21 protein-coding genes and 1 other RNA gene are annotated in these 24,176 nt (G+C 38.7%); 14 read left to right on the forward strand and 8 right to left on the reverse strand.

Annotation, left to right across the window (positions count from 1 at the left end; all coding sequences use genetic code 11):
* Nucleotides 1–37 precede the first annotated feature (37 nt).
* Entirely contained in the window at nt 38–613 is a 576-nt protein-coding gene (locus tag WAA86_RS05025) for a fasciclin domain-containing protein (RefSeq protein ID WP_337299888.1), read from the reverse strand.
* 201 nt (nt 614–814) lie between these two features.
* Here WAA86_RS05025 and WAA86_RS05030 point away from each other — a divergent pair, with 201 nt between their 5' ends.
* Nucleotides 815–1,531 carry a hypothetical protein gene (locus WAA86_RS05030; RefSeq protein ID WP_337299889.1) on the forward strand — a complete coding sequence of 239 codons (717 nt, stop codon included), beginning with the start codon at nt 815–817 and terminating at the stop codon, nt 1,529–1,531.
* 91 nt (nt 1,532–1,622) lie between these two features.
* On the opposite strand, the gene WAA86_RS05035 is transcribed toward WAA86_RS05030, so the two are convergent.
* Entirely contained in the window at nt 1,623–3,251 is a 1,629-nt protein-coding gene (locus WAA86_RS05035) for an ABC-F family ATP-binding cassette domain-containing protein (protein ID WP_337299890.1), read from the reverse strand.
* 171 nt (nt 3,252–3,422) lie between these two features.
* Between WAA86_RS05035 and WAA86_RS05040 the strand changes: the two genes are divergently transcribed.
* A complete protein-coding gene (locus WAA86_RS05040) occupies nt 3,423–4,805 on the forward strand; it encodes a TlpA family protein disulfide reductase (protein WP_337299891.1) in 1,383 nt (460 codons plus the stop codon).
* Nucleotides 4,806–4,878: 73 nt separating this feature from the next.
* Here the strand turns inward: WAA86_RS05040 and fsa are convergent, their stop codons facing one another.
* The 3 genes from fsa to ffs form a co-directional block, all read right to left on the reverse strand.
* On the reverse strand, nt 4,879–5,532 hold the full coding sequence (gene fsa / locus WAA86_RS05045; protein WP_337299892.1) for a fructose-6-phosphate aldolase: 654 nt from the start codon (nt 5,530–5,532) through the stop codon (nt 4,879–4,881).
* 79 nt (nt 5,533–5,611) lie between these two features.
* Nucleotides 5,612–6,421, reverse strand: a complete 810-nt coding sequence (locus WAA86_RS05050) for an SDR family oxidoreductase (RefSeq protein ID WP_337299893.1) — start codon at nt 6,419–6,421, stop codon at nt 5,612–5,614.
* Nucleotides 6,422–6,531: 110 nt separating this feature from the next.
* Nucleotides 6,532–6,630, reverse strand: an RNA gene (gene ffs, locus WAA86_RS05055) — signal recognition particle sRNA small type.
* A 242-nt stretch (nt 6,631–6,872) separates the two neighbouring features.
* On the opposite strand from ffs, the gene WAA86_RS05060 reads away from it, so the two are divergent.
* The 8 genes from WAA86_RS05060 (at nt 6,873) to WAA86_RS05095 (ending at nt 14,739) form a co-directional block, all read left to right on the forward strand.
* The gene (locus WAA86_RS05060; protein ID WP_337299894.1) at nt 6,873–7,919 is read left to right on the forward strand and encodes a glutaminyl-peptide cyclotransferase; all 1,047 of its coding nucleotides are present in this window, start codon (nt 6,873–6,875) and stop codon (nt 7,917–7,919) included.
* Nucleotides 7,919–8,308, forward strand: a complete 390-nt coding sequence (locus WAA86_RS05065; RefSeq protein WP_337299895.1) for an acyl-CoA thioesterase — start codon at nt 7,919–7,921, stop codon at nt 8,306–8,308. The genes WAA86_RS05060 and WAA86_RS05065 overlap by 1 nt, the downstream gene beginning before the upstream one ends.
* Nucleotides 8,309–8,326: 18 nt before the next feature.
* On the forward strand, nt 8,327–9,874 hold the full coding sequence (locus tag WAA86_RS05070; protein WP_337299896.1) for a hypothetical protein: 1,548 nt from the start codon (nt 8,327–8,329) through the stop codon (nt 9,872–9,874).
* A 157-nt stretch (nt 9,875–10,031) separates the two neighbouring features.
* Entirely contained in the window at nt 10,032–10,763 is a 732-nt protein-coding gene (locus tag WAA86_RS05075; protein ID WP_337299897.1) for a LytR/AlgR family response regulator transcription factor, read from the forward strand.
* A gap of 141 nt (nt 10,764–10,904) precedes the next feature.
* Nucleotides 10,905–11,063, forward strand: coding sequence for a hypothetical protein (locus tag WAA86_RS05080; RefSeq protein WP_337299898.1), 159 nt, complete (start codon nt 10,905–10,907; stop codon nt 11,061–11,063).
* A 121-nt stretch (nt 11,064–11,184) separates the two neighbouring features.
* A complete protein-coding gene (locus WAA86_RS05085) occupies nt 11,185–13,230 on the forward strand; it encodes a tetratricopeptide repeat-containing sensor histidine kinase (RefSeq protein ID WP_337299899.1) in 2,046 nt (681 codons plus the stop codon).
* Between the two features lie 15 nt (nt 13,231–13,245).
* Nucleotides 13,246–13,914 carry a histidine kinase gene (locus WAA86_RS05090; RefSeq protein ID WP_337299900.1) on the forward strand — a complete coding sequence of 223 codons (669 nt, stop codon included), beginning with the start codon at nt 13,246–13,248 and terminating at the stop codon, nt 13,912–13,914.
* A 153-nt stretch (nt 13,915–14,067) separates the two neighbouring features.
* Nucleotides 14,068–14,739 (forward strand): hypothetical protein, encoded by a 672-nt coding sequence (locus tag WAA86_RS05095; protein WP_337299901.1) that lies wholly within the window; start codon nt 14,068–14,070, stop codon nt 14,737–14,739.
* Nucleotides 14,740–14,793: 54 nt separating this feature from the next.
* On the opposite strand, the gene glyA is transcribed toward WAA86_RS05095, so the two are convergent.
* Nucleotides 14,794–16,068 carry a serine hydroxymethyltransferase gene (gene glyA / locus WAA86_RS05100; protein WP_337299902.1) on the reverse strand — a complete coding sequence of 425 codons (1,275 nt, stop codon included), beginning with the start codon at nt 16,066–16,068 and terminating at the stop codon, nt 14,794–14,796.
* 112 nt (nt 16,069–16,180) lie between these two features.
* Here glyA and fahA point away from each other — a divergent pair, with 112 nt between their 5' ends.
* Together fahA and WAA86_RS05110 are read left to right on the forward strand one after the other, a co-directional pair.
* Nucleotides 16,181–17,470: a fumarylacetoacetase gene (fahA, locus tag WAA86_RS05105; protein ID WP_337299903.1), complete on the forward strand. Its 1,290-nt coding sequence runs from the start codon at nt 16,181–16,183 to the stop codon at nt 17,468–17,470.
* 142 nt (nt 17,471–17,612) lie between these two features.
* Nucleotides 17,613–18,800, forward strand: a complete 1,188-nt coding sequence (locus tag WAA86_RS05110; RefSeq protein ID WP_337299904.1) for a hypothetical protein — start codon at nt 17,613–17,615, stop codon at nt 18,798–18,800.
* A gap of 53 nt (nt 18,801–18,853) precedes the next feature.
* Here WAA86_RS05110 and ytxJ read toward each other — a convergent pair whose 3' ends face one another.
* On the reverse strand, nt 18,854–19,249 hold the full coding sequence (ytxJ, locus tag WAA86_RS05115; RefSeq protein ID WP_337299905.1) for a bacillithiol system redox-active protein YtxJ: 396 nt from the start codon (nt 19,247–19,249) through the stop codon (nt 18,854–18,856).
* Nucleotides 19,250–19,416: 167 nt separating this feature from the next.
* Between ytxJ and clpB the strand changes: the two genes are divergently transcribed.
* Nucleotides 19,417–22,017, forward strand: a complete 2,601-nt coding sequence (gene clpB / locus WAA86_RS05120; protein WP_337299906.1) for an ATP-dependent chaperone ClpB — start codon at nt 19,417–19,419, stop codon at nt 22,015–22,017.
* A 111-nt stretch (nt 22,018–22,128) separates the two neighbouring features.
* Nucleotides 22,129–22,725, forward strand: coding sequence for a TetR/AcrR family transcriptional regulator (locus WAA86_RS05125; RefSeq protein WP_337299907.1), 597 nt, complete (start codon nt 22,129–22,131; stop codon nt 22,723–22,725).
* A gap of 2 nt (nt 22,726–22,727) precedes the next feature.
* Here WAA86_RS05125 and WAA86_RS05130 read toward each other — a convergent pair whose 3' ends face one another.
* Complete coding sequence (locus WAA86_RS05130; RefSeq protein WP_337299908.1) at nt 22,728–24,131, reverse strand: PorP/SprF family type IX secretion system membrane protein; 1,404 nt, start codon at nt 24,129–24,131, stop codon at nt 22,728–22,730.
* Nucleotides 24,132–24,176: the final 45 nt, after the last annotated feature.

Below are 24,176 nucleotides of genomic sequence, written 5' to 3' on the forward strand. Positions count from 1 at the left end.
TTAAAAAGATGGTCTTTTAACGTTGCTCCTACAATTCTTAAAGGGAGATACTATTTTTTTGAGGTAGAATTACGCTGTCTATGACATGTATAACGCCGTTGCATTGATTGGCATCAGCCGTGGTAATACGTGCTGAATTTCCAAAACTATCGGTCAATACAATATCAATGCCACTCATAGTGGCGGTTATCTTGTTTCCCTGCACCGTTGTCAGGGTAGTAGTGCCTTTGCCTCGGGACATCGCTTTTAATAGTTTTGAAGCAGTAATATTACCTGCCACTATATGATAGGTCAAGAGGGATCGCAACTTCATTTTATTTTCGGGCTTTAATAGATCGGCCAGCTCTAGGGGAGTCAACTTATCAAAGGCAAGATCAGAAGGTGCAAAAACGGTAAAAGGTCCATCTTTGTCTAAAATTTCTGTCAGATCCGTAGCATTTATGGCTGCCAATAAGACCTTGTGATTATCAGAATCTTCTGTATTCTGAACAATGGATTTATTGGGATCCATGGCAATACGGCCAATTTTAGAGCTTTTATTGTTGCTTTGGGCATATAGTGACAACCCACTTAAAGTAAAGATTAAAACAAGGCTAAAAACAGGCAATTTCATATTTCGTATCCAGGTCAAGTGTTCAAAAATCGACAAAGTGTATCAAAAGATCGACAATATACAATTATTCCCAAAGCTATTTTCGGTCCCTGATGGAGTAACTTTTATTTAACATTATTTTAACATTTAATTTAAGATACCTCTATTATTATAAAAAAGGGTAAATCCCTAACTTTGATGAAGTTGCTAAAAAAAAAGAAAATGATTAAGAAAACGAACATCGAAGAGAAACTACTTCAGGTCAAAGAAAAGAGGGCTGACCCCCAAAAAATTATTCAGGAGGTCTATCAAATTTTGAACGATACCTCGAAAACTGACCTTCGTATTGAAAAAAATCTTGGTAACGGTAAGACCCATATTGAAAATGCCTTTGATTTTGATCAATTGGAAACCCAAAGAATTTATCACATCGATCAAATAAAACAAATTTGCATTGATTATAGGTTGCGTTTCCTGGATTCCAAATATTTTAAAGGAGATATTCCAGATGAGGCCATTTCTGAAATTAAAAATTTGGAAAATAAGCACGACTTGGAGCTACAGGGATATAAAATCATAGCGCCCTCAAAAATGTTCAAACTAAAGGACAAGGATGATCCATTGTTATTTGCTCCAATTGGTAACGATTACTATTATTTGATCCATAAGTGGGGGAATGACCTTCATCCTTTACGCAGAATTTTTGCATGGCCGTTTAAAAGTATCGTAAATCTAACCCTGATCGTACTGCTTGGGAGCTATTTGTTGACTTTATTGGTACCTTCCGGACTGTTTTCCAAAGGTGATTCCAATGCGGAGTTTTGGATTATATTTTTCTTTATGTTCAAGAGCGCGGCATCGGTGATTATCTTTTATGGATTTGCCTTGGGCAAGAATTTTAATCCCGGTATTTGGAACAGTAAATATTTCAATACTTAATATTCAAACCACTGTAATAAAAGACCAAAGCCCTCTATCATTGGAGGGCTTTGTTTTTAAATGCTAAAACATAAAATGGTCCATTTTAGAACTAAACGGTAACCGCATACATTTTATCTCGCTGTTCCTTAATGGATTTATCGGACATGTACTCATCAAATGTAAGGTACCTGTCTATATTGCCATTAGGGGTCAATTCCACAATCCTATTGGCCACAGTTTCTGCAAACTCGTGATCATGGGTCGTTAACATGACCGTACCCTTAAAGTTCTTCAGGGAATTGTTGAATGCGGTTATACTTTCCAGATCTAAGTGGTTGGTAGGCTCATCCAACATAAGGACATTCGCCCTTATCATCATCATCCTACTCAACATGCACCTTACTTTTTCGCCCCCTGACAAAACGGTACATTTTTTTAGGGCCTCTTCACCACTAAAAAGCATTTTGCCCAAGAATCCTCTAATATAGACTTCTTCCCTCTCTTCTTCCGTTTTTGCCCATTGGCGCAACCAATCCACCAAATTGATATTGTCCGTAAAGAAATCGGAGTTATCCGCAGGAAGATACGATTGATTGGTGGTTACTCCCCATTGGAAGGTCCCACTATCGGCCTTTCTATTATTGTTTATAATTTCATAGAACGCTGTGGTAGCCCTTGAGTCCCTGGAAATTACCGCTACCTTATCCCCTTTTGCCAAATTAAGGTTGACATCTTTGAACAATATATCTCCATCTTCAGAGGTGGCGGATAATTTTTCAATATTCAAGATCTGATCTCCTGCTTCACGCTCACGATCGAAAATTATAGCAGGATATCTTCTGCTGGATGGTTTAATATCATCGATCTTCAACTTGGAAAGCATTTTCTTTCTGGAAGTTGCTTGCTTACTTTTTGCCACGTTGGCACTGAAACGCATGATGAATTCCTGCAGCTCTTTCGCTTTCTCCTCGGCTTTTTTGTTCTGTTGTGCCCTTTGCCTCGCAGCTAGTTGGCTACTTTCGTACCAGAAGGTGTAGTTTCCTGAATAAAGATTTAATTTTCCAAAATCGATATCTGCGATATTGGTACATACGGCATCCAAAAAGTGACGGTCGTGAGAAACTACAATAACTGTATTTTCATAATCTGCAAGAAAATTCTCCAACCAACTAATGGTCTCGTAATCCAAATCGTTTGTTGGCTCATCCATGATCAATACATCAGGGTTGCCAAAAAGTGCTTGGGCCAATAACACCCTTACCTTTAATTTGGAGTCCATATCGGCCATCAACGTATAATGTAAATCCTCCGATATGCCCAAATTGGACAAAAGGGCTGCAGCATCACTTTCGGCGTTCCATCCGTTCATTTCTTCGAACTGCACCTGTAACTCCCCTATTCTATCTGCATTTTTATCATCGTAATCTGCATAAAGGGCATCCATTTCTTTCTTAATGGCCGCCAAGGGCTTGTTGCCCATGACCACCGTTTCCAACACTGGAAGTGCATCAAAAGCATTATGGTCCTGTTCCAAAATGGACATCCTTTTGCCCGGTTCCAAATGAACACGTCCAGAGGTCGGATCAATTTGACCAGAAAGAATTCGCAAAAAAGTTGACTTTCCAGCACCATTGGCACCGATGACTCCATAGCAGTTTCCTTGAGTGAAGCTCACATTAACATCATCAAAAAGCACTCTTTTCCCAAATTGTACTGATAGATTGGATACAGATAACATATATCTTGTTTTTAAATTTCGTGCAAAAATAGTGAAAATATAAGAGGTATTCCAATATCTTACCCGCCCTTATTGCGATTGAAAGCGCAGGCTTAAATTTTTAACTTGCAATTAACAACATTTCGCCCTGCTCTTTAGTAGTTTTGAGAACACTAAGGATGGTATGCCTATATGAGAAAAATTACTTTTTATCTTTTTGCATTTATATTGGTAGGTTGTCAGGTGGACAAGAAAAGTATACAGTCGGCCTTCTTCTCCGGCGAAATTGTCAACCCGACAAACAACTATGTGGTTTTATACAAAGATGAAATTGTCATAGATTCTGCCAAGTTGGATGAGAACAATAGGTTTACCTTAAGGTTGGATCAAGTAGACGAAGGTCTTTACCATTTTGACCACCATCCTGAGCTGCAATATGTATATCTGGAGAAAGGTGACAGTTTGATGATTCGCCTTAATACCTCGGATTTTGATGAATCGTTGGTATTCTCCGGAACAGGGGAAGTAATCAATAACTTCCTGTTGGAAATGTTCCTCACCTACGAGGAGGAAGAGCCGTTGATCAATGAATTTTATGAACTTGAGCCAGAGGCTTTTAGCAAAAAAATTGATTCTTTAAGGCAATCAAAGTTCCTATTATTGAAAGAATTGGAAAACGATATGCCCTTGTCCGACAAGGCCCTGGAAATAGCTAAGGCCAATATTGACTACACCTACTATGCCTACTATGAGAAATATCCTTTTAAGCACAGAAGAAAATTAGGTGAAAAATCCATCCATGAGCTTTCAAGCAACTTTTATGGGTATAGAAAGAACATAAATTACAACAATACAAATCTCACCTATTTCAGACCCTATTACAATTACATGATCTACAATATTGGCAATATGTCCTATATGGATTGTGCCGAAGAATGTAAAAAAGGGGAGAATAAAATAAAAAATCAGCTTCATTACAACCTTCACAAATTAAAGTTGATAGACAGCCTGGTAAAAGAAAATAGCCTTAGGGACAATCTTTTCCGCAATGTGGCCATGGACTATTTATTGAAGGTCCATGACAATGAAGAGAACAACAACCTGTTCATCAACGATTTCCATAAAAGATCCGGAAATAACAAGCATATAGCGGAAATCGACGGCCTATATACAGGTATTCAGAATATCCAGCCAGGCAATAAAATTCCTGATCTGGAACTTTGGAACACCAATGGGGAGAAGGTATCTTTAAGGGAAGTGACCGGCAATAAAAACATAGTGCTATATTTTTGGACGGGAACCCAAAAAAGGCAGTTTGAAAATATAAATAAAAGGGTACAGGAGCTTCAAGCCAAGAATAAGGATGTCATTTATATAGGCATCAATTACAAAACAGAACAGCCCCAGTGGACTAGTATCGTTGAAAAATATGAATTGGATAAGGACAACCAATTTCGATCCGATAATTTTGAAGAACTCACTAATTCCCTGATCATCTATCCTACCAACAAATGCATTCTCATGAAGGATGGGGTTATCGTCAATGCGTTTGAAAATTTATATTCCATTAATTAGAATATATCTTTGAATTAAAAAGCCCTGTAGGAGTAACCTACAGGGCTTTTTAAATTATAAACTCCACTATTTATTAGTTTCCTTTCTTGTAATCCTCCAAGAATTTCGCAAGTCCTATATCGGTCAATGGATGCTTTAAAAGTCCTTCAATGGCAGATAATGGTCCGGTCATGACATCAGCTCCCAATTTGGCACAGTCTATCACATGCATGGTATGTCTAACAGATGCCGCCAATATTTCCGTATCAAAACCATAGTTGTCATATATAAGTCGGATTTCCGAAATAAGGTTCAAACCATCGGTTGAGATATCATCCAATCTTCCTATGAACGGTGATACATAGGTAGCACCAGCCTTAGCAGCCAACAAGGCTTGACCCGCTGAAAATACCAGTGTACAGTTGGTTCGGATACCTTTGTCGGAAAAATACTTGATCGCTTTAACACCATCCTTGATCATTGGAACTTTAACCACAATTTGTTCGTGCAATTCTGCCAATTCTTCACCTTCGGCGATCATTTCATCAAAAGTTGTCGCAATAACCTCTGCAGAAACATCACCATCCACGATATTACAAATATCCACGTAGTGCTTTAATATATTATTCCTACCGGTTATTCCCTCTTTGGCCATAAGTGAAGGATTTGTGGTAACTCCATCCAATACCCCTAATTCTTGGGCTTCTTTTATTTGTTGCAGATTTGCTGTGTCTATGAAAAACTTCATATTGCTGAATTGATTTTAAAGGTTAGTAATAAAGGAGCAAGATATTTGATTATGGGCTCCTTTTCAATTTATTACAAAATTACAACTTATAATGGTTCAGAAGTAGTTTCTCGTACTGTTTGTCCGGTAAAATTTTCTTTAAAAAGAGTGAAAATTTTTGCATAAAGGCGCCTACCTTATAATGTATTTTTGGACGGTCTGTCCGTATGATGGCAAACACCGCTTCAGCTACACAGATAGGATCTTTCCCATCATTCACATGATCGTTTATCATTTTCAGCGTATTGCCATAGGGTACTTTGTAAGGGGATTTGGGTTCCACTGGGGCATGGTACCGTCCCGAGGCTATATTGGTAGCAAAATCGCCCGGAGCCAGATTCGTAATGTGTACCCCAAAATCTTTGGTCTCCATTCGCATGGCTTCTGTAACCAGTTCCAGGGCCCCTTTGGTTGCCGAATAAATACCCCGATATGGTAGTCCCATATAGCCCGCGATGGAAGTAATATTAATTATTAAACCTGAGTGCTGCTGCCTCATTGCTGGCAAAACGGCTTTCATCATATGAATTGGGCCATGAAAATTGGTATTGAACGCTTTTTGTATTTCTTCATGAGGAGTCTCCTCTATAGGTCCTGTAATGCCAATCCCTGCATTGTTGATCAATACATCCAATCTTCCCTCCTTTTCAAGAAGTTTTTGAATAGCCTCCGAAATGGATTCAGGGACACTGACATCCAACTCCAACAAACTAAAATGATCAAAGTCCGGATATTTGCCCAAACTCCTGGTAGTACCATATACCTTGTATCCTTTTGAGGACAAAAATATTCCTATAGATTTTCCTATACCGGAAGAACCTCCTGTGATCAAAACAACCTTACTTTCCATAACTCCTAAAAATTGGGTACAAAATAACAAATAAAAAAAGAGATGGGAAGGCTTTCAGGTGGGTGGAAGTGAAGTAAAATCTGTTCTAAAACGAAAGTATTGGGTACAAAAAAAGGCAAGCTACCTACATCGCACTGCTACAACCGCATACCCTTGCTGTGTTCCCACCCTGGGGGATTCTGCAGGAGCTAGTCGTGTAGGACTTGCCGACTGCAAATATACAACCTTTTAATTTTTTCACAATCTTTTTACAGTCTTAATTTAATTAAATACCTTGCCTTGGCAACCTGCATTTCTACTTGTTTTTATAGTTGATTGGCATAGAGAATGTTGGGATGGTATCGCAAAATACAAACACCAAAAAAAGATTAGCTCATTGGGGCGAAAAAATGAATCATAGGATTATGCTAGCTAAATAAACCACCAAGGACTAACACCTAAAAACTCAAAAATGAAAACCCTTAAGTATTTAGTAATAACATCATTTACCGTGGCATTCCTCTCTTGTGGCGGAGGGAATTCTGCAACATCAAAACTTTTCAATATTCAGTTGGAGGGAAACAAAACGGAATTCAATCAAAACCAGACAATCAGTATCGAACTGGGAAATCCAAAACAGAAGACCATAAACTCAGTATCGTATAGCATTGATGGAATGGCATTGAACCCTACGGATGGAAAAATCACCTTAAACGTGCCAACGTTGGGCAATAAGTCCGTCGTGGCAAACGTAGTATATGATGACGGGACGGTAGAAATAACAAAGAAAATTAAAATACTTGCTGCCAATCCCCCTGAAATCTACACCTATGAAATTCTAAATGAATATCCCCATGATATAAACGCTTATACGCAAGGGTTGGAATTTCACAATGACACCCTATATGAGAGCACAGGAAGACGGGGGCAATCCTCTTTGCGAAAAGTAGACTACAAAACGGGAACCGTTTTAAAACAAATTGACCTGGATAAAACTTATTTTGGAGAAGGAATTACCATCTTAAAAGATAAAATTTATCAATTGACATGGCAAAGTGGAATGGGTTTTATATATAGCTTGGATACTTTTGAAAAAATAGACACATTTACCTATGACCAAAGTAGGGAGGGCTGGGGATTGTGCAACAATGGAACAAAATTATTGAAAAGCGACGGTTCTGAAAAAATTTGGAATCTTAATCCAGAGACCTTAAAAGAAGAAGGTTATATAGAAACGGTGACCAATAAGTCCATTTTCAACAAAACCAATGAATTGGAATACGTGGACGGAAAAATATACGCCAACGTTTATCTAAAGGAAAGCATGATGATTATTGATGCTAAAAGTGGCGCCATAGAAGGCGTGGTTAATTTTGGTGGATTAAAAGAAAAAGTGAAACAGCATGGTGATCTGGATGTGTTGAACGGTGTAGCTTATCATCCCGTAAGAAAATCGTTTTTTGTAACCGGCAAAAATTGGGACAAGCTTTTTGAGGTTAACATAATTAAAAAACAATAATGACCCCATTTGAAAAAGACATACAGGTACAAGCGGAGGATTTGGATGATTTAAACCATGTCAACAACGTCCGATATGTGCAGTGGATCCAGGATATCTCCAAGGAACATTGGCAAAAAAAAGCACCTGCAACTTTAAAAGAAGAGGTTATTTGGGTAGTATTGAACCATAATATTACCTATAAGAGTGCGGCCAAATTGAACGACCATATTAAAATAAAGACCCATATTGCCAAAACAAAAGGGGCCATTTCTACGCGTATTGTGGAAATGTTCGATGCCGGTACCAATTTGCCCATTGTATATGCAAAGACGGAATGGGTCATGTTGAATGCAGTCACCTACAAACCCATGCGGGTTTCTGAAGAAATCCAGAATATATTTACATAAACCAATCTTGAGGAAGCTATGTTCAAAATTCAAGGAATTCGTACGGCATTTCTACTGCTGCTAATTCCAATGTTATGGAGTTCCTGCAGAAAGGATTTTGATTACGCCCCAAGTATGGGAAACCTTCAATTCTCAAAGGACACAGTTTACCTAGACACCGTATTCTCTGCAATTTCAAGCAGCACTTACACCTTAAAGGTATTCAACAAAAGCAAAAAAGATCTCAAAATCCCCAATATTAGGCTCAAAAAGGGAGAAAACAGTAGCTACAGGCTCAATGTAGACGGAGTAGCTGGCAATACTTTTGTTGATATCCCAATTTTGGCCAAGGATAGTCTGTATATTTTCATTGAAAATACACTGGACATAAGTGATGGGGCACAAAAGGACTTTTTAAGCACGGATGCTATATTATTTGATTCGGGAGCTTATGAGCAACAAGTGGAGCTCGTGACCTTGATCAGGGATGCAACATTTTTATATCCCGAAAAATTTGATCAAGGTTCAACGGAATCTTTTGTGCTTCCTTCCGAAGAGAATGCCCCTTCCTCCATGCAGGCCTATCAGCTTCCGGATAATCTCTTACAATTTACCAATGATAGGCCCTATGTGATCTATGGGTATATCCTTATTGGACCGGATAAAACCTTGGTCATGGAAGCCGGTACCAGAGTATTTCTACACAAAAATTCTGGAATAATTATAGGAAAGCGAGCCCATTTAAGAGTCAATGGTGTTTTGAGCGAAAATTCCGATCTGTTGGAAAACGAGGTTATCCTTGAAGGAGACCGATTGGAACCCACGTTTGCCGAAATTCCGGGTCAGTGGGGAACTTTATGGCTTACTTCAGATAGCAAAGGTGCCGATATTAACTATTTGACCATAAGAAATGCCACCAATGGTATGTTGGTTGATGGGACGAACACAGCCAACACCCCTACCCTTACCATTAAAAACTCCCAAATATATAACAGTTCCAATTCCAATCTTTGGGCAAGAACGGGATCCATCAAAGGAGAGAACTTGGTTTTGGGAAATTCTGGAATTTCTTCCTTAAAATGTGAGCTTGGCGGGTCTTATCATTTTGTTCATTGTACCATGGCCAATTATTTTAGTTACGGATTTAGATCGGGTCCTGCCGTACACTTATCCAATTTTCTGACTTCAGATCAAGGGGAAGTGTTTAGAAAGGATTTGAAAGAAGCCTCATTTGATAATTGTATTGTAACGGGCAGTGGCTCTGGTGAATTGGACTTAAGGTCCATGGACAGCGCACTCTTTAATTTTTATTTCAATCATTCTCTTATTACCTCCAACACCACTGTGACCAACCAAGATAATCCCTACTATAATTTTGACAATGAAATCTTCTACAACAACATTATTTTAAATCTGGACCCAAACTTCAAGGACAGGTCAAAAAACGATTTTAGGATTGGATCGATGTCTTCGGGAATCAATAAGGCAGACCGCAATAAGGCTGTTTTGGTACCCTTGGATTTAATGGGTTTTGATAGGACAGATAGTCCCGATATAGGTGCATACCAATTTATATCAGAAAATTAAACAGGTTACTTACAAGCCGTTCATCTAAAAAGAAATGTTTTTCTTTTAGAGACACTTCATATACAATATATTAGACAGGAAAACCATAGATATTCTATGGTTAAAATATAATCACTCCTCGGTACTTCGTTGTACTTTGTACCCAAATATATTGTCTATGGAGTACACATATATTATAATAGATTCCGACGCTACCTCCAACCTACAACTACAACACCATCTTGAGGAATACGGGGAGTTTATCTGTACGGCCCATGCACACAATAGTGCCGATGGGTTGAACTCCATTTTAAAATTCAATCCAAGTATTGTTTTCATCAATCTGAATGACAGCGCCTCCGAATATTTTCATATGGTTTTGGAATTGCACCAATATAAGAAGGAACTGCCCATTTTAATAGGTATTTCCAAAGGAAAACAATATGCCTACGAAGCAATAAAAAATAATTTTTTTGATTATTGGCTTATGCCGTACAGTGAATTCGACATCAGAAAATCCCTGTTGAAACTAAAAAAATTGATGCCGAAGGAGGCTGTTTCCCAGACCATCTGTTTAAAATCCTATAAGGACTATAGATATGTGGATACAGATGAGATCCTATATTTGAAGGCAGATAATAATGCAACCGACTTTATATTAAGAGATGGTAGCACCATAAGTGCCTTTAAAACATTAAAAACTTTCGAAGAAACCCTTCCCAAAAATTTCATTAGGATTCACCAGAGTTATATCCTAAATACAAAATATGTTTCCAGGATCAACTATGGCAAATCTATTTGTTCTTTAAAACAGGACAACCACCAACTTCCCTTCTCGAAATCCTACAAGGAAAACATCGATGATTTAAAGAAATTGCTTTCCAAAAGCAGCATCCGCACCTTAAATTAATCGAATTCTCTCAAAACCAGTACATATACCCTCAAAAGTGACCATTTCACTAAAGTGCCCTATTACGTCTTTCCAAAAATGAACCCTCTTTATAAATTAGCCGTATACAAAGAAATAATCAACCCCTAAACTATATTTAAGATGAAAAAAGTATTCGGAATTTTGGCAATAGCAGTATTATCAACTGGTTTATATTCTTGTGAAACGGAATCCAACATGGAAGAGACACAAGCATTATATGAGAGTTTGGATACCAATGCTACGGATGGTAGCGTTGTAAAAACCGACGGAAGGGATTAAAAACATCTGAGAATTTTTAATAGGCTTCAACATTACCGTTGGGGCTTTTTTTTTATCTTGTCTTTTTCTAATTTTAAAAGACAGCCACATCAAAAGTAAATTTGTTAGAAACTTCAAATATTTGGTCTTATTTATATTGACCGCCTGTCAGAACAGAAATAATAACGATTCAAAAAATGAAAATATTTCTCAAAATGACAGCGTATTGACATGGATACAACTTAGCAGAAATAATGATTTTCCGGATGAACAAAGGTTAGATTTCCTAAAAAAAGCAGTTGATTATACCTATACAATTTCAAATGACTCCTTAAAAGCTAATTACTTTTCAAAAATATCCCTTAGCTATTTAAGACTAAATGACTCTTTTTCATTTAGAAAAACAAACTTTAAAGCTTCAGAACTTTCAAAAAAAAGCAATGACTCTATAACACTTGCCGAATCTCATTGGGATTTAGGTGAGTTTTTTAGAGACATTACAGTTGAAGACAGTGCCTATTATCACTTCGCATCTGCACATAAAATTTATTCCTCCTTAAACAATCAATTTTTAGCAGGTCGCATGTTATACAATATGGCTGTAGTTCAAGGAGACATCAAGGATTACACGGGCAGTGAAATAAATACCTTCAAGGCCATTGAGCTATTAGAGCCCCTGGATAAATATGAGCAACTGTACAAATGTTATAACAGTTTAGGCGCGGTTTACAATTCTTTGGGTGAGTATGACAAGGCCTTGGAATATCATCAAATAGCCTTGGATTATTTGACCAAGTTTGATGATGAGGGTTCCCGATTTGTAACCCTGAACAATATTGGCGATACCTACCTTAACCAAAGAGACTATAATACGGCTAGTTCATTCTTTCAAAGGGTAATTAATATAGAAAATCTTAAAGAAAAAGACCCCACAACATATAGTAAGGCCCTTGGTAATTTCGCAAAAACCAAATTACATTTAAAGGACACCTTTGGTCTAAAAAATACATTTTTGAAGGTATTGCATATTCAGGACAGTATCAACGAAGTTGTAGGGATGTCCCTGACCAATTATTACTTGGCAGAATATGCCCTGGCCAAAAAGGACACCAATGCGGCCCTGGCATATGCCAAAACCTCAAGATCCCTAGCGCAACAAAGCACCAACAACAAAAGAATCTTGGAGAGTTTGGAGCTCATTAGCAAGCTCGATACCGAAAATTCAGCCCAATATGTCCAAGAATACATACAGCTCAATGATAGTCTACAAAAGGAAGAGCGTCAGATTAGAAATAAGTTTGCACGGATCCAATTTGAAACGGACCAGTTTATAGAACAAAACCAATTACTGGCCAAACAAAAGCAGTTGTGGTTGGGGGTTGCCATAGGACTCTTCTTTTTGGCCATTGCCATCGTCAGTATTATCTCCTTACGCATAAAAAACCAAAAATTAAAGTTCGAACAGCAGCAGCAAGAAAGCAACTTGGAAATTTTTAATCTCATGCTGTCACAAAAGGAAAAGTTTTTAGAGGGGAAACAAGAGGAGCAAAAAAGGGTATCTGAAGAACTCCATGACAGCATCCTGGGCCAAATGCTAGGTATAAGGCTTGTATTGAGCGGCCTCAACAACAAAAATGGGGAAACGGAAACAAAACAAAGGGCAGAATACCTTAAAAAACTGCAAGAGGTTGAAGAAGAGGTCAGGACTATTTCCCACGAATTGAACGACGCCGCTTATCAAAAAATTCATAACTTTATTTATTCGGTAGAAGATCTTTTGAAAAGTATTGAAACAACCTCTCCTGTAGACTGCAATTTGGAATATACCACAGATTTGGAATGGGACCGGTTAAACAGTGAGGTAAAGATTAACATCTATAGGATATTGCAGGAAAGTCTGCAAAATTGTGTAAAACATGCTTTGGCAAAGAATATTGAGGTAACCCTGGATGCCAACGAAAACGAGATATTGGTCGGTATTTCTGATGACGGTGTCGGGTACCAGGTAAAAAGGGAAAAGAAAGGTATTGGTCTGAAGAATATCATATCCAGAGTACAGAAAATGAAAGGCTCTGTGGATATCAAAAGCAAAATAGGAAAGGGGACAACGCTTTTGGTAAAAATACCTATCCAAAATAAATTGGGTACATTTGACACACAAAAAGAAGCCAGAAATACAGAATTTTAGAACAATCAAGGAATAATGAAAACACTACGGATCTTAGCGGTAGATGATCATGAAATGACCATGATTGGATATAAATTTATCTTGGAAGAAATTCAATTTGAGGACTATAAAATTCAAGTAGACACTGCTAAAACATATGATCTGGGGAAGCAAAAAATAACCGACTCCGCGAAATCTTTTGTATATGACATTATCATGCTCGATATTCAGCTGGGGCCGGCCAATGAAACCCAACCCCATACCGGGGAAGATTTAGGTATTTATGCCCGTAAAGTAGTGCCCAGTTCCAAAATAGTGTTTCTGTCATCATTTAGTGACAATTATAGAATCAATAGCATTTTAAAATCTGTGGACCCGGAAGGATACATGGTCAAAACCGAAATAGACGAAGGTGCCCTCAATGATATGGTTAGGACGGTTATGACCGAACCCCCTTACTATACCAAGAAAGCACTGATTGCCATTAGAACCAAAATGGCAAACGATATTCCTTTGGACGATAACGACAAGAAAATTTTGTACCACCTGTCCATCGGTACCAAAACCAAGGATATGATAGACCATATTTCACTTTCATTACCAGGTATTGAGAATAGAAAGCGGCAATTAAAAACCATATTTGGAGTAGAAAAACAAAATGACCAAGCCCTGATCACAGAGGCAAGAAATAGAGGCTTTATTTAAAAAGCAGGTAATTTCTTTAAGAAAACCTTCATTTTTCTTACAATCCCTAACATTTTTGATAAAAACCATATTTTTTCTAAGGTTTTTATATAGTGTATGCACCTTATTTAAAATTAACTTCGTGTATATACTTAACCAAATCCCTCAATTAGTATGCCTCTGCACACCGAAAGTTTTAACAACAAATTTAATTCCAGTGTTGTTACCAAGTATCAAATCACTGGGCTGGATATCTTTGAGAAAAGTTTGGCAAAATATTTTTTCTCCGAGGTTGACGTAAACGTTCACAGTTCAAATGAATTGGAAGCCAATTTGAACATAGAGTTTCAAAACAATCTAAACCTTGGCGAAGTTTTATACTTTTTAAATACGCATACTTGGGAACATGAGGAGGATCAATTGATAATGAGAAATATCAATCCATTTCTAAAGGCATTACAAACATTAAAACAGCAAAATTCCATATCCATTGATATCGAGGAGATTTCCATTTTATTAAAGGACACCTCTATTGTTATCAAAAAAATATATTCCCAAAGCATTCCCGCCCAATTGGAAAATATCTTGGAAGAAATTACAAACCACCATTATAAGCTTACCCGAAATTCACAGGAGGTACCATTTGAAATGTACATTCCAGTATTTGAAGAGGGACCCTTGGAACCAAACAGCAACTTGGAAGACATTAGAAACTCAAACCAAAGCGCAATTAACGACTATTTTGGGTTTTGGGGTCTATATTTTGATTCTGAAGAAGATGCAGTAATATATGATTTAGAAAATAAATCAATGGTCTATGGCGATCTATTTATGCTAAATCATTAAAGGTCTCCAAGAACACCAATAGTAGGGCTATTGGTGTTCAAAGACCAACTTTTTTTAGGCATTGAACAATGCCCTGCCGCGCATCATTTCATTGACCTGGTCACGAACTTCCTCTATTACCGCTTCGTTATCCTTATTGGTCAATACCCTATCTATAAATTCAACAATAGTAGCCATATCAGCTTCTTTTAAACCTCTAGTGGTAATCGCTGCGGTTCCGAAACGAATCCCAGAAGTGATAAAAGGAGATTTATCATCAAAAGGCACCATGTTCTTATTGGCAGTTATATCGGCCTTGACCAACACATTTTCTGCCTCTTTCCCTGTAATATCCTTATTTCTAAGATCAATCAGCATCATGTGGTTATCCGTTCCTCCGGAAATGATTTTATAATCTTTGGCCATGAATGCTGCAGCCATTGCCGCTGCGTTCTTCTTGACCTGTAACATATAATGAAGATATTCATCTGTCAATGCCTCTCCAAATGCTATCGCCTTGGCCGCAATAATGTGCTCCAAGGGTCCACCTTGGTTCCCAGGAAAAACCGCAAGGTCCAACAGTGCCGACATCTTTCTTAAGCTCCCATTTTTCAAGGTTATTCCAAATGGGTTATCAAAATCCTCTCCCATCAGGATCAATCCACCTCTAGGACCCCTTAAAGTCTTATGGGTGGTGGTGGTAACGATATGACAATGTGGAAGTGGATCATTCAAAATACCTTTGGCTATAAGACCAGAAGGATGTGAAATATCGCCCAATAACAATGCTCCAACACTGTCTGCTATTTCTCTAAAACGTTTAAAATCCATATCCCTGGAATACGCAGAGGCACCAGCAATAATCATTTTTGGCTTTTCCTTTGTGGCTATCTCTTGGATCTTATCATAATCCAAAATACCGGTCTCTTCATCTACACCGTAAAAAACAGGTGTATATAATCGGCCTGAAAAGTTCACAGGTGAACCATGGGTCAAATGACCTCCATGAGAAAGATCAAATCCAAGGATTTTATCTCCTGGTTGCAAACATGCATGGTAAACCGAGGCATTGGCCTGGGAACCGGAATGGGGTTGCACATTGGCATAAGCAGCACCAAAAAGTTCTTTAGCCCTATCAATGGCAATCTGTTCCACCTCATCAACAATTTCACAACCTCCATAGTATCTTTTTCCAGGGTAGCCTTCGGCATATTTGTTGGTTAATACGGATCCAGCAGCCTCCATAACTTGTGGACTGGTGAAATTTTCCGAAGCTATCAACTCAATTCCTTCCAATTGGCGTTCCTTCTCAGCCTCTATTAATTCAAAAATTTGATTATCTCGATGCATAACAAAAATATTCTTCTAAATAAGCCGTAAAAATACGAATTGCCAGCCTTAAATTGGAAGAAAATAATATATTTGATAAGAATTTTATCAAATACAAATTAACAATTATAACATGCCGATAAAAAGTAACGACCCTTCAAAAAAAAGTTGGATACCTGTAAGGGACAATTCTGATTTTCCTATACAGAATATACCTTTTGGGGTTTTTTTAACGCGGGATGATATTATCACTATAGGTACTAGAATTGGGGACCACGCCATTGATTTGGGTGCCCTCCACCAATTGGGATACTTTAAGGATATTCCGTTAACAGATGATATTTTCTTGCAGGACACCTTGAACGATTTTATTTCAGATGGCAAAAAGACCTGGAGATTGGTTCGAAACAGGATCAGTGAAATATTTGATGCCAACAACCCTGAACTAAAGAACAATGAGGAGCATAAAAAAATAGTCCTTTTTACCATGGATGAAATAGAAATGCAACTTCCTGTTCAGATCGGTGATTATACCGATTTTTATTCCAGTAAGGAACACGCCACCAATGTGGGCAAAATGTTCCGCGATCCTGAAAATGCCTTGCTGCCAAACTGGTTGCACATCCCGGTAGGATATCATGGTAGAAGTTCTTCCATAGTTCCTTCCGGTACCCCAATCTACAGGCCAATGGGACAGACATTACCCGCAGGATCGGACGAACCGATCTACGGACCATCCAAATTGGTTGATTTTGAACTGGAGATGGCCTTCATTACCACCGATGCCAATATCCTTGGGGAAACAATCCCTGTCAATGAAGCCGAGAACTATATATTCGGAATGGTCCTTTTCAACGACTGGAGTGCCCGTGATATACAAAAATGGGAATATGTACCCTTAGGCCCATTTTTGGCAAAGAATTTCGCTTCCTCCATTTCTCCGTGGATCGTGACCATGGACGCATTGGAACCTTTTAGAGTTGAAAGCCCAAAACAGGAACCAAAACCCCTACCCTATCTTCAACAAATTGGGAAAAAAGGTTTTGACATAAATCTAGAGGTCGATATTACTCCTGAAAATGGCGAACCAACAACGGTTACCAAATCCAACTTTAAATATATGTATTGGACGATGGCCCAACAATTGGCCCACCATACCGTAAATGGATGTAAAGTGAACAGCGGTGATATGATGGGGAGTGGAACCATCTCTGGACCAACTCCCGATTCCTATGGCTCCATGTTGGAACTTACCTGGAGGGGAGAAAAGCCATTGAAACTAAAAGATGGAACCGAACGTAAGTTCATTCAAGACTTCGATACCGTAACGATTAGAGGGTATTGTGAGAAAAGTGGGGTACGTATAGGTTTTGGAGAAGTATCCTCCAAACTACTTCCAGTTTTCCAGTCCAAGAAAAAATAATCGACCTTCATACCTTCAAAGGCCCTTTAAACAGGGCTTTTTTTTTGTTTGTATACGAATTTGCAACTAGTTGCGTTTTGTTAACATATAGTTTATTGGCACGGCTATTGAATTATATGTTACAATCGTTAAACAAACCATTATGAAAAAACTACTACTCCTAAGCTCTTTTGTTTTGCTATTTATAGCATGTGGGGGCGTAAAAAAAACTCAGGAAGCCCTAAATGTAGGGAACTATAACAACGCCATAAATAGTTCCTTGAGCAATCTTGCAGAGAACAAGTCAAAAAAAAGCAATCAACCTTATATCCTCTTATTGGAAGAGGCTTATAAGAAAAACACGGAAAGGGAATTAGAGGAAATTGCCTTTTTGAGGAAAGACAATAATCCGGCGAATTTAGAAAAGATATACGATAGCTATACCCAATTGAAGAATATCCAAGAAAGGATCAAGCCCTTATTGCCTCTTTACCTGAGGGATGAAAATAGAAACGCCAGATTCAGTTTCAACAATTATGATGAAAAAATATTAAGAGTAAAACAGGAATTGGCGGACTACCTTTATGACAATGCGAGTTATTTGTTGAGCAATGCTTCTAGCAAAGCCGATTACCGAAAGGCCTATGAGGATTTTGTTTATTTGGATAAAATCAATCCAGGATATGGGGATTGCAAGGAAAAACAAGAAGAGGCCTATACCAAGGGGCGTGATTTTGTCATGGTAAGAATGATAAACGATTCCGATCAGATTATCCCGTCGAGGTTGGAAGAGGAACTTTTAAATTTCAATACCTACGGTATTAACAACCTATGGACAGAGTACCACGCTCAACCATTGAAGAACATCAAATATGATTATGAAATGGAGGTGGCATTTCGAAGTATTGTCATTTCCCCAGAAAAAGTGAGCGAGAAGCAGATTAGCAAGGAGAAACAGATCAAGGACGGATATCGTTATGCGGAAGACGCAAATGGAAATATCCTTAAGGACAGCTTGGGTAATGAAATAAAAATCGACAACTTTAAGACAGTTCGATGTGATTTTCATCAATTCACCCAATTTAAGGCCGCTCAAGTCGTAGGAAACGTGAGTTTTAAGGACTTAAGGACCAAACAGACCATCAATAACTATCCCTTGGCCAGCGAATTTGTCTTTGAGCACATTTATGCCAATTATCAAGGCGATAAAAGAGCTTTGGAAACAGATCTATTGAATTTAATCGGAGTGGTTTCCGTGCCATTCCCTTCCAATGAACAGATGGTATATGATGCCGGTGAAGATGTAAAAGGAAAACTAAAAAATATCCTCCAAAATCAGAGGTTCAACTGATCCACAACAAATAAATAGATAGTAAACAGCCCTTTGATAGGGCTGTTTTTATTTTAAAGATATTTCTCCAATGAAATATCATTGATGGCGCCATGAGAATCATGGGCCACTACAGTTCCATTTTTGATAACCAATAATTGTGGGGATTGGTGCACCACCTTAAATTTATCCGCAACCCCATTGGACACCTGTCTGTAGGATAGCAAATCCAAATAATACAGGTCTATCCGATCAGCGGGCAGGTTAAACGAACTCTTGAACATGTTCATTACCATTCTACTGATACCACAAGTGGTTGAATGTTTAAAGATCACCTGCACCTTATCGACAGATTTTGTTTCAATCTCATCCAGTTGGGATATGGATACCAAAGGAATCCAAGGCAGATCGGATTCTCCCTTATTCGCTGAGGCATCTTTATTCCCGAAAATATTATTTAATAATCCCATTTCGTAATTTTAATGTTAAGTCGGACAGGCTTTAAAAACTTACAACCTGACGAATTGTCGTTTTTTTTCTAAGAATTACCGTCATTTTGTCTACAACTTTATCTTGGTAAGATTGTTGACCTTATGAAAATCAAAAGTAAACAATAACATTAAAAGACATAAATCATATGAACTTAAATAATTTCACTACTAAATCCCAAGAAGCCATACAGCAAGCACAACAGCTGGCCCAAGGTCTTGGACACCAACAGATAGAGAATGAGCATATTTTTAAGGCCATTGCTACTGTTGATGAAAACGTATTGCCCTTTATTCTCAAGAAATTGAATGTAAATATCGGCATGGTCAACCAGATTCTGGAAAAAGAATTGGAAAGTTTTCCAAAGGTATCCGGTGGGGAGCTTATGCTTTCTCGAGAAGCTGGCAAAACACTTACCGAAGCGGGTGTTATTGCAAAGAAAATGGAGGACGAATATGTATCCATCGAACATTTATTATTGGCGATTTTCAAATCGAAAAGTAAGATCTCCCAAATCCTAAAAGATCAAGGAGCAACAGAAAAACATCTCCTATTGGCCATTGAAGAATTGCGAAAAGGAGGAAAAGTAACTTCCCAAAGTGCAGAAGATACCTATAACTCCCTCAATAAATACGCAAAGAACCTGAATGAACTGGTAGATAGTGGAAAATTGGATCCTGTTATTGGAAGGGATGAGGAAATCAGACGAATTCTTCAAATTCTATCGCGAAGGACCAAGAACAATCCCATGCTTGTTGGGGAACCAGGTGTCGGTAAGACGGCCATTGCCGAAGGATTGGCGCATAGGATCGTGCAGGGAGACGTACCGGAAAACTTGAAGGACAAGATTATTTATTCTTTGGATATGGGCGCCTTGATTGCCGGGGCCAAATACAAAGGGGAATTTGAAGAGCGACTAAAATCGGTTATTAAAGAGGTTACTTCCTCAGATGGAAATATTGTATTATTTATTGACGAAATACACACCCTTGTGGGAGCGGGCGGAGGACAAGGAGCCATGGATGCCGCCAACATCTTAAAACCAGCATTGGCCAGAGGTGAATTACGCGCTATTGGAGCTACAACCTTGGATGAATATCAAAAATATTTTGAAAAGGACAAAGCATTGGAACGAAGGTTCCAAAAAGTAATGGTGGATGAACCCGATACGGAAAGCGCCATTTCCATCCTTAGGGGGATCAAGGAGAAATATGAAGCCCACCACAAAGTACGTGTCAAGGATGACGCGGTCATCGCTGCAGTGGAACTATCACAACGTTATATCACCAACAGGTTTCTTCCGGACAAGGCGATTGATTTGATGGATGAGGCTGCCTCCAAGCTAAGAATGGAGATCAATTCCAAGCCCGAAGAACTGGATGTTCTGGACAGAAAAATCATGCAGTTGGAAATTGAAATTGAAGCCATTAAAAGGGAAGATGACCAAGCAAAATTAAAATCGCTCAACATAGACCTTGCGAACCTTAAAGAAGATCGCCACGAAATTTTTGCCAAATGGGAAAGTGAAAAGACCGTGGTAGATAATATCCAAAAAACGAAACAGGATATAGAAAACTACAAGTTGGAAGCGGAACGTGCGGAAAGGAACGGTGATTATGGTACGGTTGCCGAATTGCGCTATGGAAAAATAAAAGAGGCCAATGAAAAGCTGGAACAGCTCCAAAAAGAACTGGAAAAACAACAGGATGCCGGCACCTTGATCAAAGAGGAGGTCACCAAGGAGGATATTGCCGAGATTGTAGCCAAATGGACCGGTATCCCTGTGGCAAAAATGCTACAGAGCGAACGGGAAAAACTATTGAAATTGGAAGATGTGCTCCATAAAAGGGTTGTAGGTCAAGATGAGGCCATCCAAGCAGTATCTGATGCCATCAGAAGAAGTAGGGCCGGACTGCAGGACACCAAAAAACCAATTGGCTCTTTCCTTTTCTTGGGAACTACGGGTGTTGGTAAGACAGAACTTGCAAAAACCTTGGCTTCCTATCTCTTTGATGACGAAAATGCAATGACCAGGATAGACATGAGTGAATATCAGGAAAGACATGCCGTGAGTAGACTTGTGGGTGCGCCTCCGGGGTACGTAGGTTATGATGAAGGTGGGCAGTTGACGGAAGCTGTAAGACGCAGACCTTATTCTGTGGTATTGTTGGATGAAATTGAAAAAGCACATCCAGATACCTTTAATATTTTATTGCAGGTATTGGACGAAGGAAGGCTGACCGACAACAAAGGACGGGTGGCCGATTTTAAAAATACCATTATTATCATGACCAGCAATATGGGTAGTCATATTATCCAGGAAAAATTTGATGACAACAATGATATCTACAGTGCCACGGAAGCAGCAAGAGTAGAGGTTCTTGGTCTTTTGAAAAAAACGATCCGTCCCGAATTCTTGAATAGGATAGATGACATCATCATGTTTACACCTCTGAATATGGAGGATATTACAGAAATTGTGAAATTGCAATTGGAAGGTCTTAAAAAGATGGTAGCTAAGCAACACATTACCATTGATGCTACCGAGGATGCCATCGAATATCTGGCCAATAGGGGTTATGACCCCCAATATGGCGCTAGACCGATCAAGAGGACCATACAAAAAGAGGTCCTCAACAAACTCTCTAAGGAGTTGTTGAGTGGGACAATCAAAGCAGATAGCATTATCCTGATCGATGCATTTGATGATGAACTGGTTTTTAGAAACCAAAACGAATTGGTAAAATAAAAGCAGTACTTTATTCATAATGAGGGCATTCTAGAAAGGATGCCCTTTTTTTTAAAATACATATACCATACAGTATATATATTTTTTATCTTCGTATAAAATTGCTTGTAAATGTCCACTAAAGCTGAAAGAACAACCGCTTATATCATTGAAACCGTAGCTCCCATTTTCAACAAATACGGATATGTGGGTACAAGTATGAGTCATCTCACCGATGCAACAGGTCTGACCAAAGGTGCTCTTTATGGCAATTTTGAGAACAAGGAGGCCTTGGCACTTTCTGCTTTTGAATACAACAGCAAAAAATTATTGGCCGCAATTGATGAGGCCTTGGATAGTGACGGCAATTCCCTTCAGAAACTGTTCAAACTAACAGACCTTTACCGTCATTACAATGAATTCACCTATGAACTGGGAGGCTGTCCTGTTTTGAATGTGGGGGTAGATACCCAAGTAAATAACCATTTACTGGCCGCCGCTGTTCGGGAAACCGTTAAAACCATTGAAGGCAAAATTGCCTTGGTGATTGAGAACGGCGTCAAAAACAATGAAATAAGCATCCCTGTAACACCCCTACAATTTGCCAAACAATTATACACCATGATTCAAGGGGCCGTAGCCATGGCGACCATTACCAGGGACAAAAAATACCTGCTTAATACCATTACCTATCTGGATCACTTGATCAGCAAGGAAATTAAAAAATAAACTCACTCCCCTATTACCCTGAATATCCAGGTTGTGTCCGAATACCTGCCATAAAACTTGCTATCTCTAGCCTTTTCAGCGGCCTCCAGAGAATTGTAGCGATCAAGGTAAACATAGTTGAAATTGTTCAATGACCTATAAAAGGATTGGGGCTCCAAACCTTTCTTGCGCAAGGATGACATAAAGTTCTCAAAGTATTTTTTGGTGCCAAAAACATTGGCAATGAGATAATACCCTGGTATTAGACCTTCCTGCTTCTCTACCTCCTCATATTTTCCCTTCGTAACGACATTGTTTTCTTTGGACTGTGGTATTTTTGTGGACTCTTTTTCATTTGCGGTCACAGTCTTAATGATATCTTTTTCTGCTTGGGGCAATGTATCCTTTTTTTGTGTTTCTGATTTTGATTCTTCCGTTTTCGGAACACTTTTAAGCTGTTCGGTAACCTTCCCCTCCTCTTCGTTCAATCCCGGGGTAATGGTGACTTCCTGAGTCACAATTTCTTGCTCCTTTTTATTCCCAAACCTGAATGCGGTGATCAACTCAAAGGTGGGATCCTTATCCTTTACATTTTGGTCCAGTCCGAATTCCATTAATACCCCCACGGACAAGGTCTTGAAAAAGTTCCCGCCCAAACCGGCTGATGCACCATAAAAATTATTATATCCTCCTTGTACCCAAAAGTTAGGACTCGTCAAAGATGTAGTGAGTCCTAGTTGGGAATCCATTTGAGGAATATCCTTTAAATAGATCCTGGGTTGCAAGTAAGTGTTCTCTGTGGTTCCGAATAGCGTTATTGGTATATCGTATCCAATGGCCCCCATGATTACCTTATTATTATTGCCCCTACTTTCATTAACCTTAGCGTTAAAACTATAAGCAACAAAATTCTCGGAAGTAACAGAAAGGCTAAATCCATTTTGCATAAATCGTATCCCTGGGGCGATTTGCATTATAAAATCGTTGGAACCATCATTAAAAAAAACATTGCCAGGTCTATCGTCCGCTATTTCTCTTTGATAGCCCAAAACATTTAAACCAAAGGCCAGCTTTGAATGTTCACCAAGATCGAAGGCATAGACATAATTTAAAATGCCTCCTGTTTGCAAATAAATGCCCGTATTGTGTTGAATGAACCCTCCACCAATCACAGAATTCTCATTTAAATTGGTGGTATAGTTTAAAAGAGTCGTGGAAGGATCCGCATCTACCGTTTGCCATTGCCATCTGGTCCAAAGGGCTATGGATTGTGGGTTGTTTTTATCCAGGGCGAATGTTGGATCCAGTAAGCTGGCATTGAACATCGTTAGATTGTGCTGCCTTAGATCGCCAGGCAAGGCAACATCCTGCGCATGGGTTCCAAAAACAACGACAAAGAACAAAAGAATCAGATGAAATTTCCCCATAATCAAAAAAACATGTTTCTAAATGGCAGTCATACTAATTTACGT

The organism is Sediminicola sp. 1XM1-17, assembly GCF_037203765.1.
Lineage (GTDB): Bacteria > Bacteroidota > Bacteroidia > Flavobacteriales > Flavobacteriaceae > Sediminicola.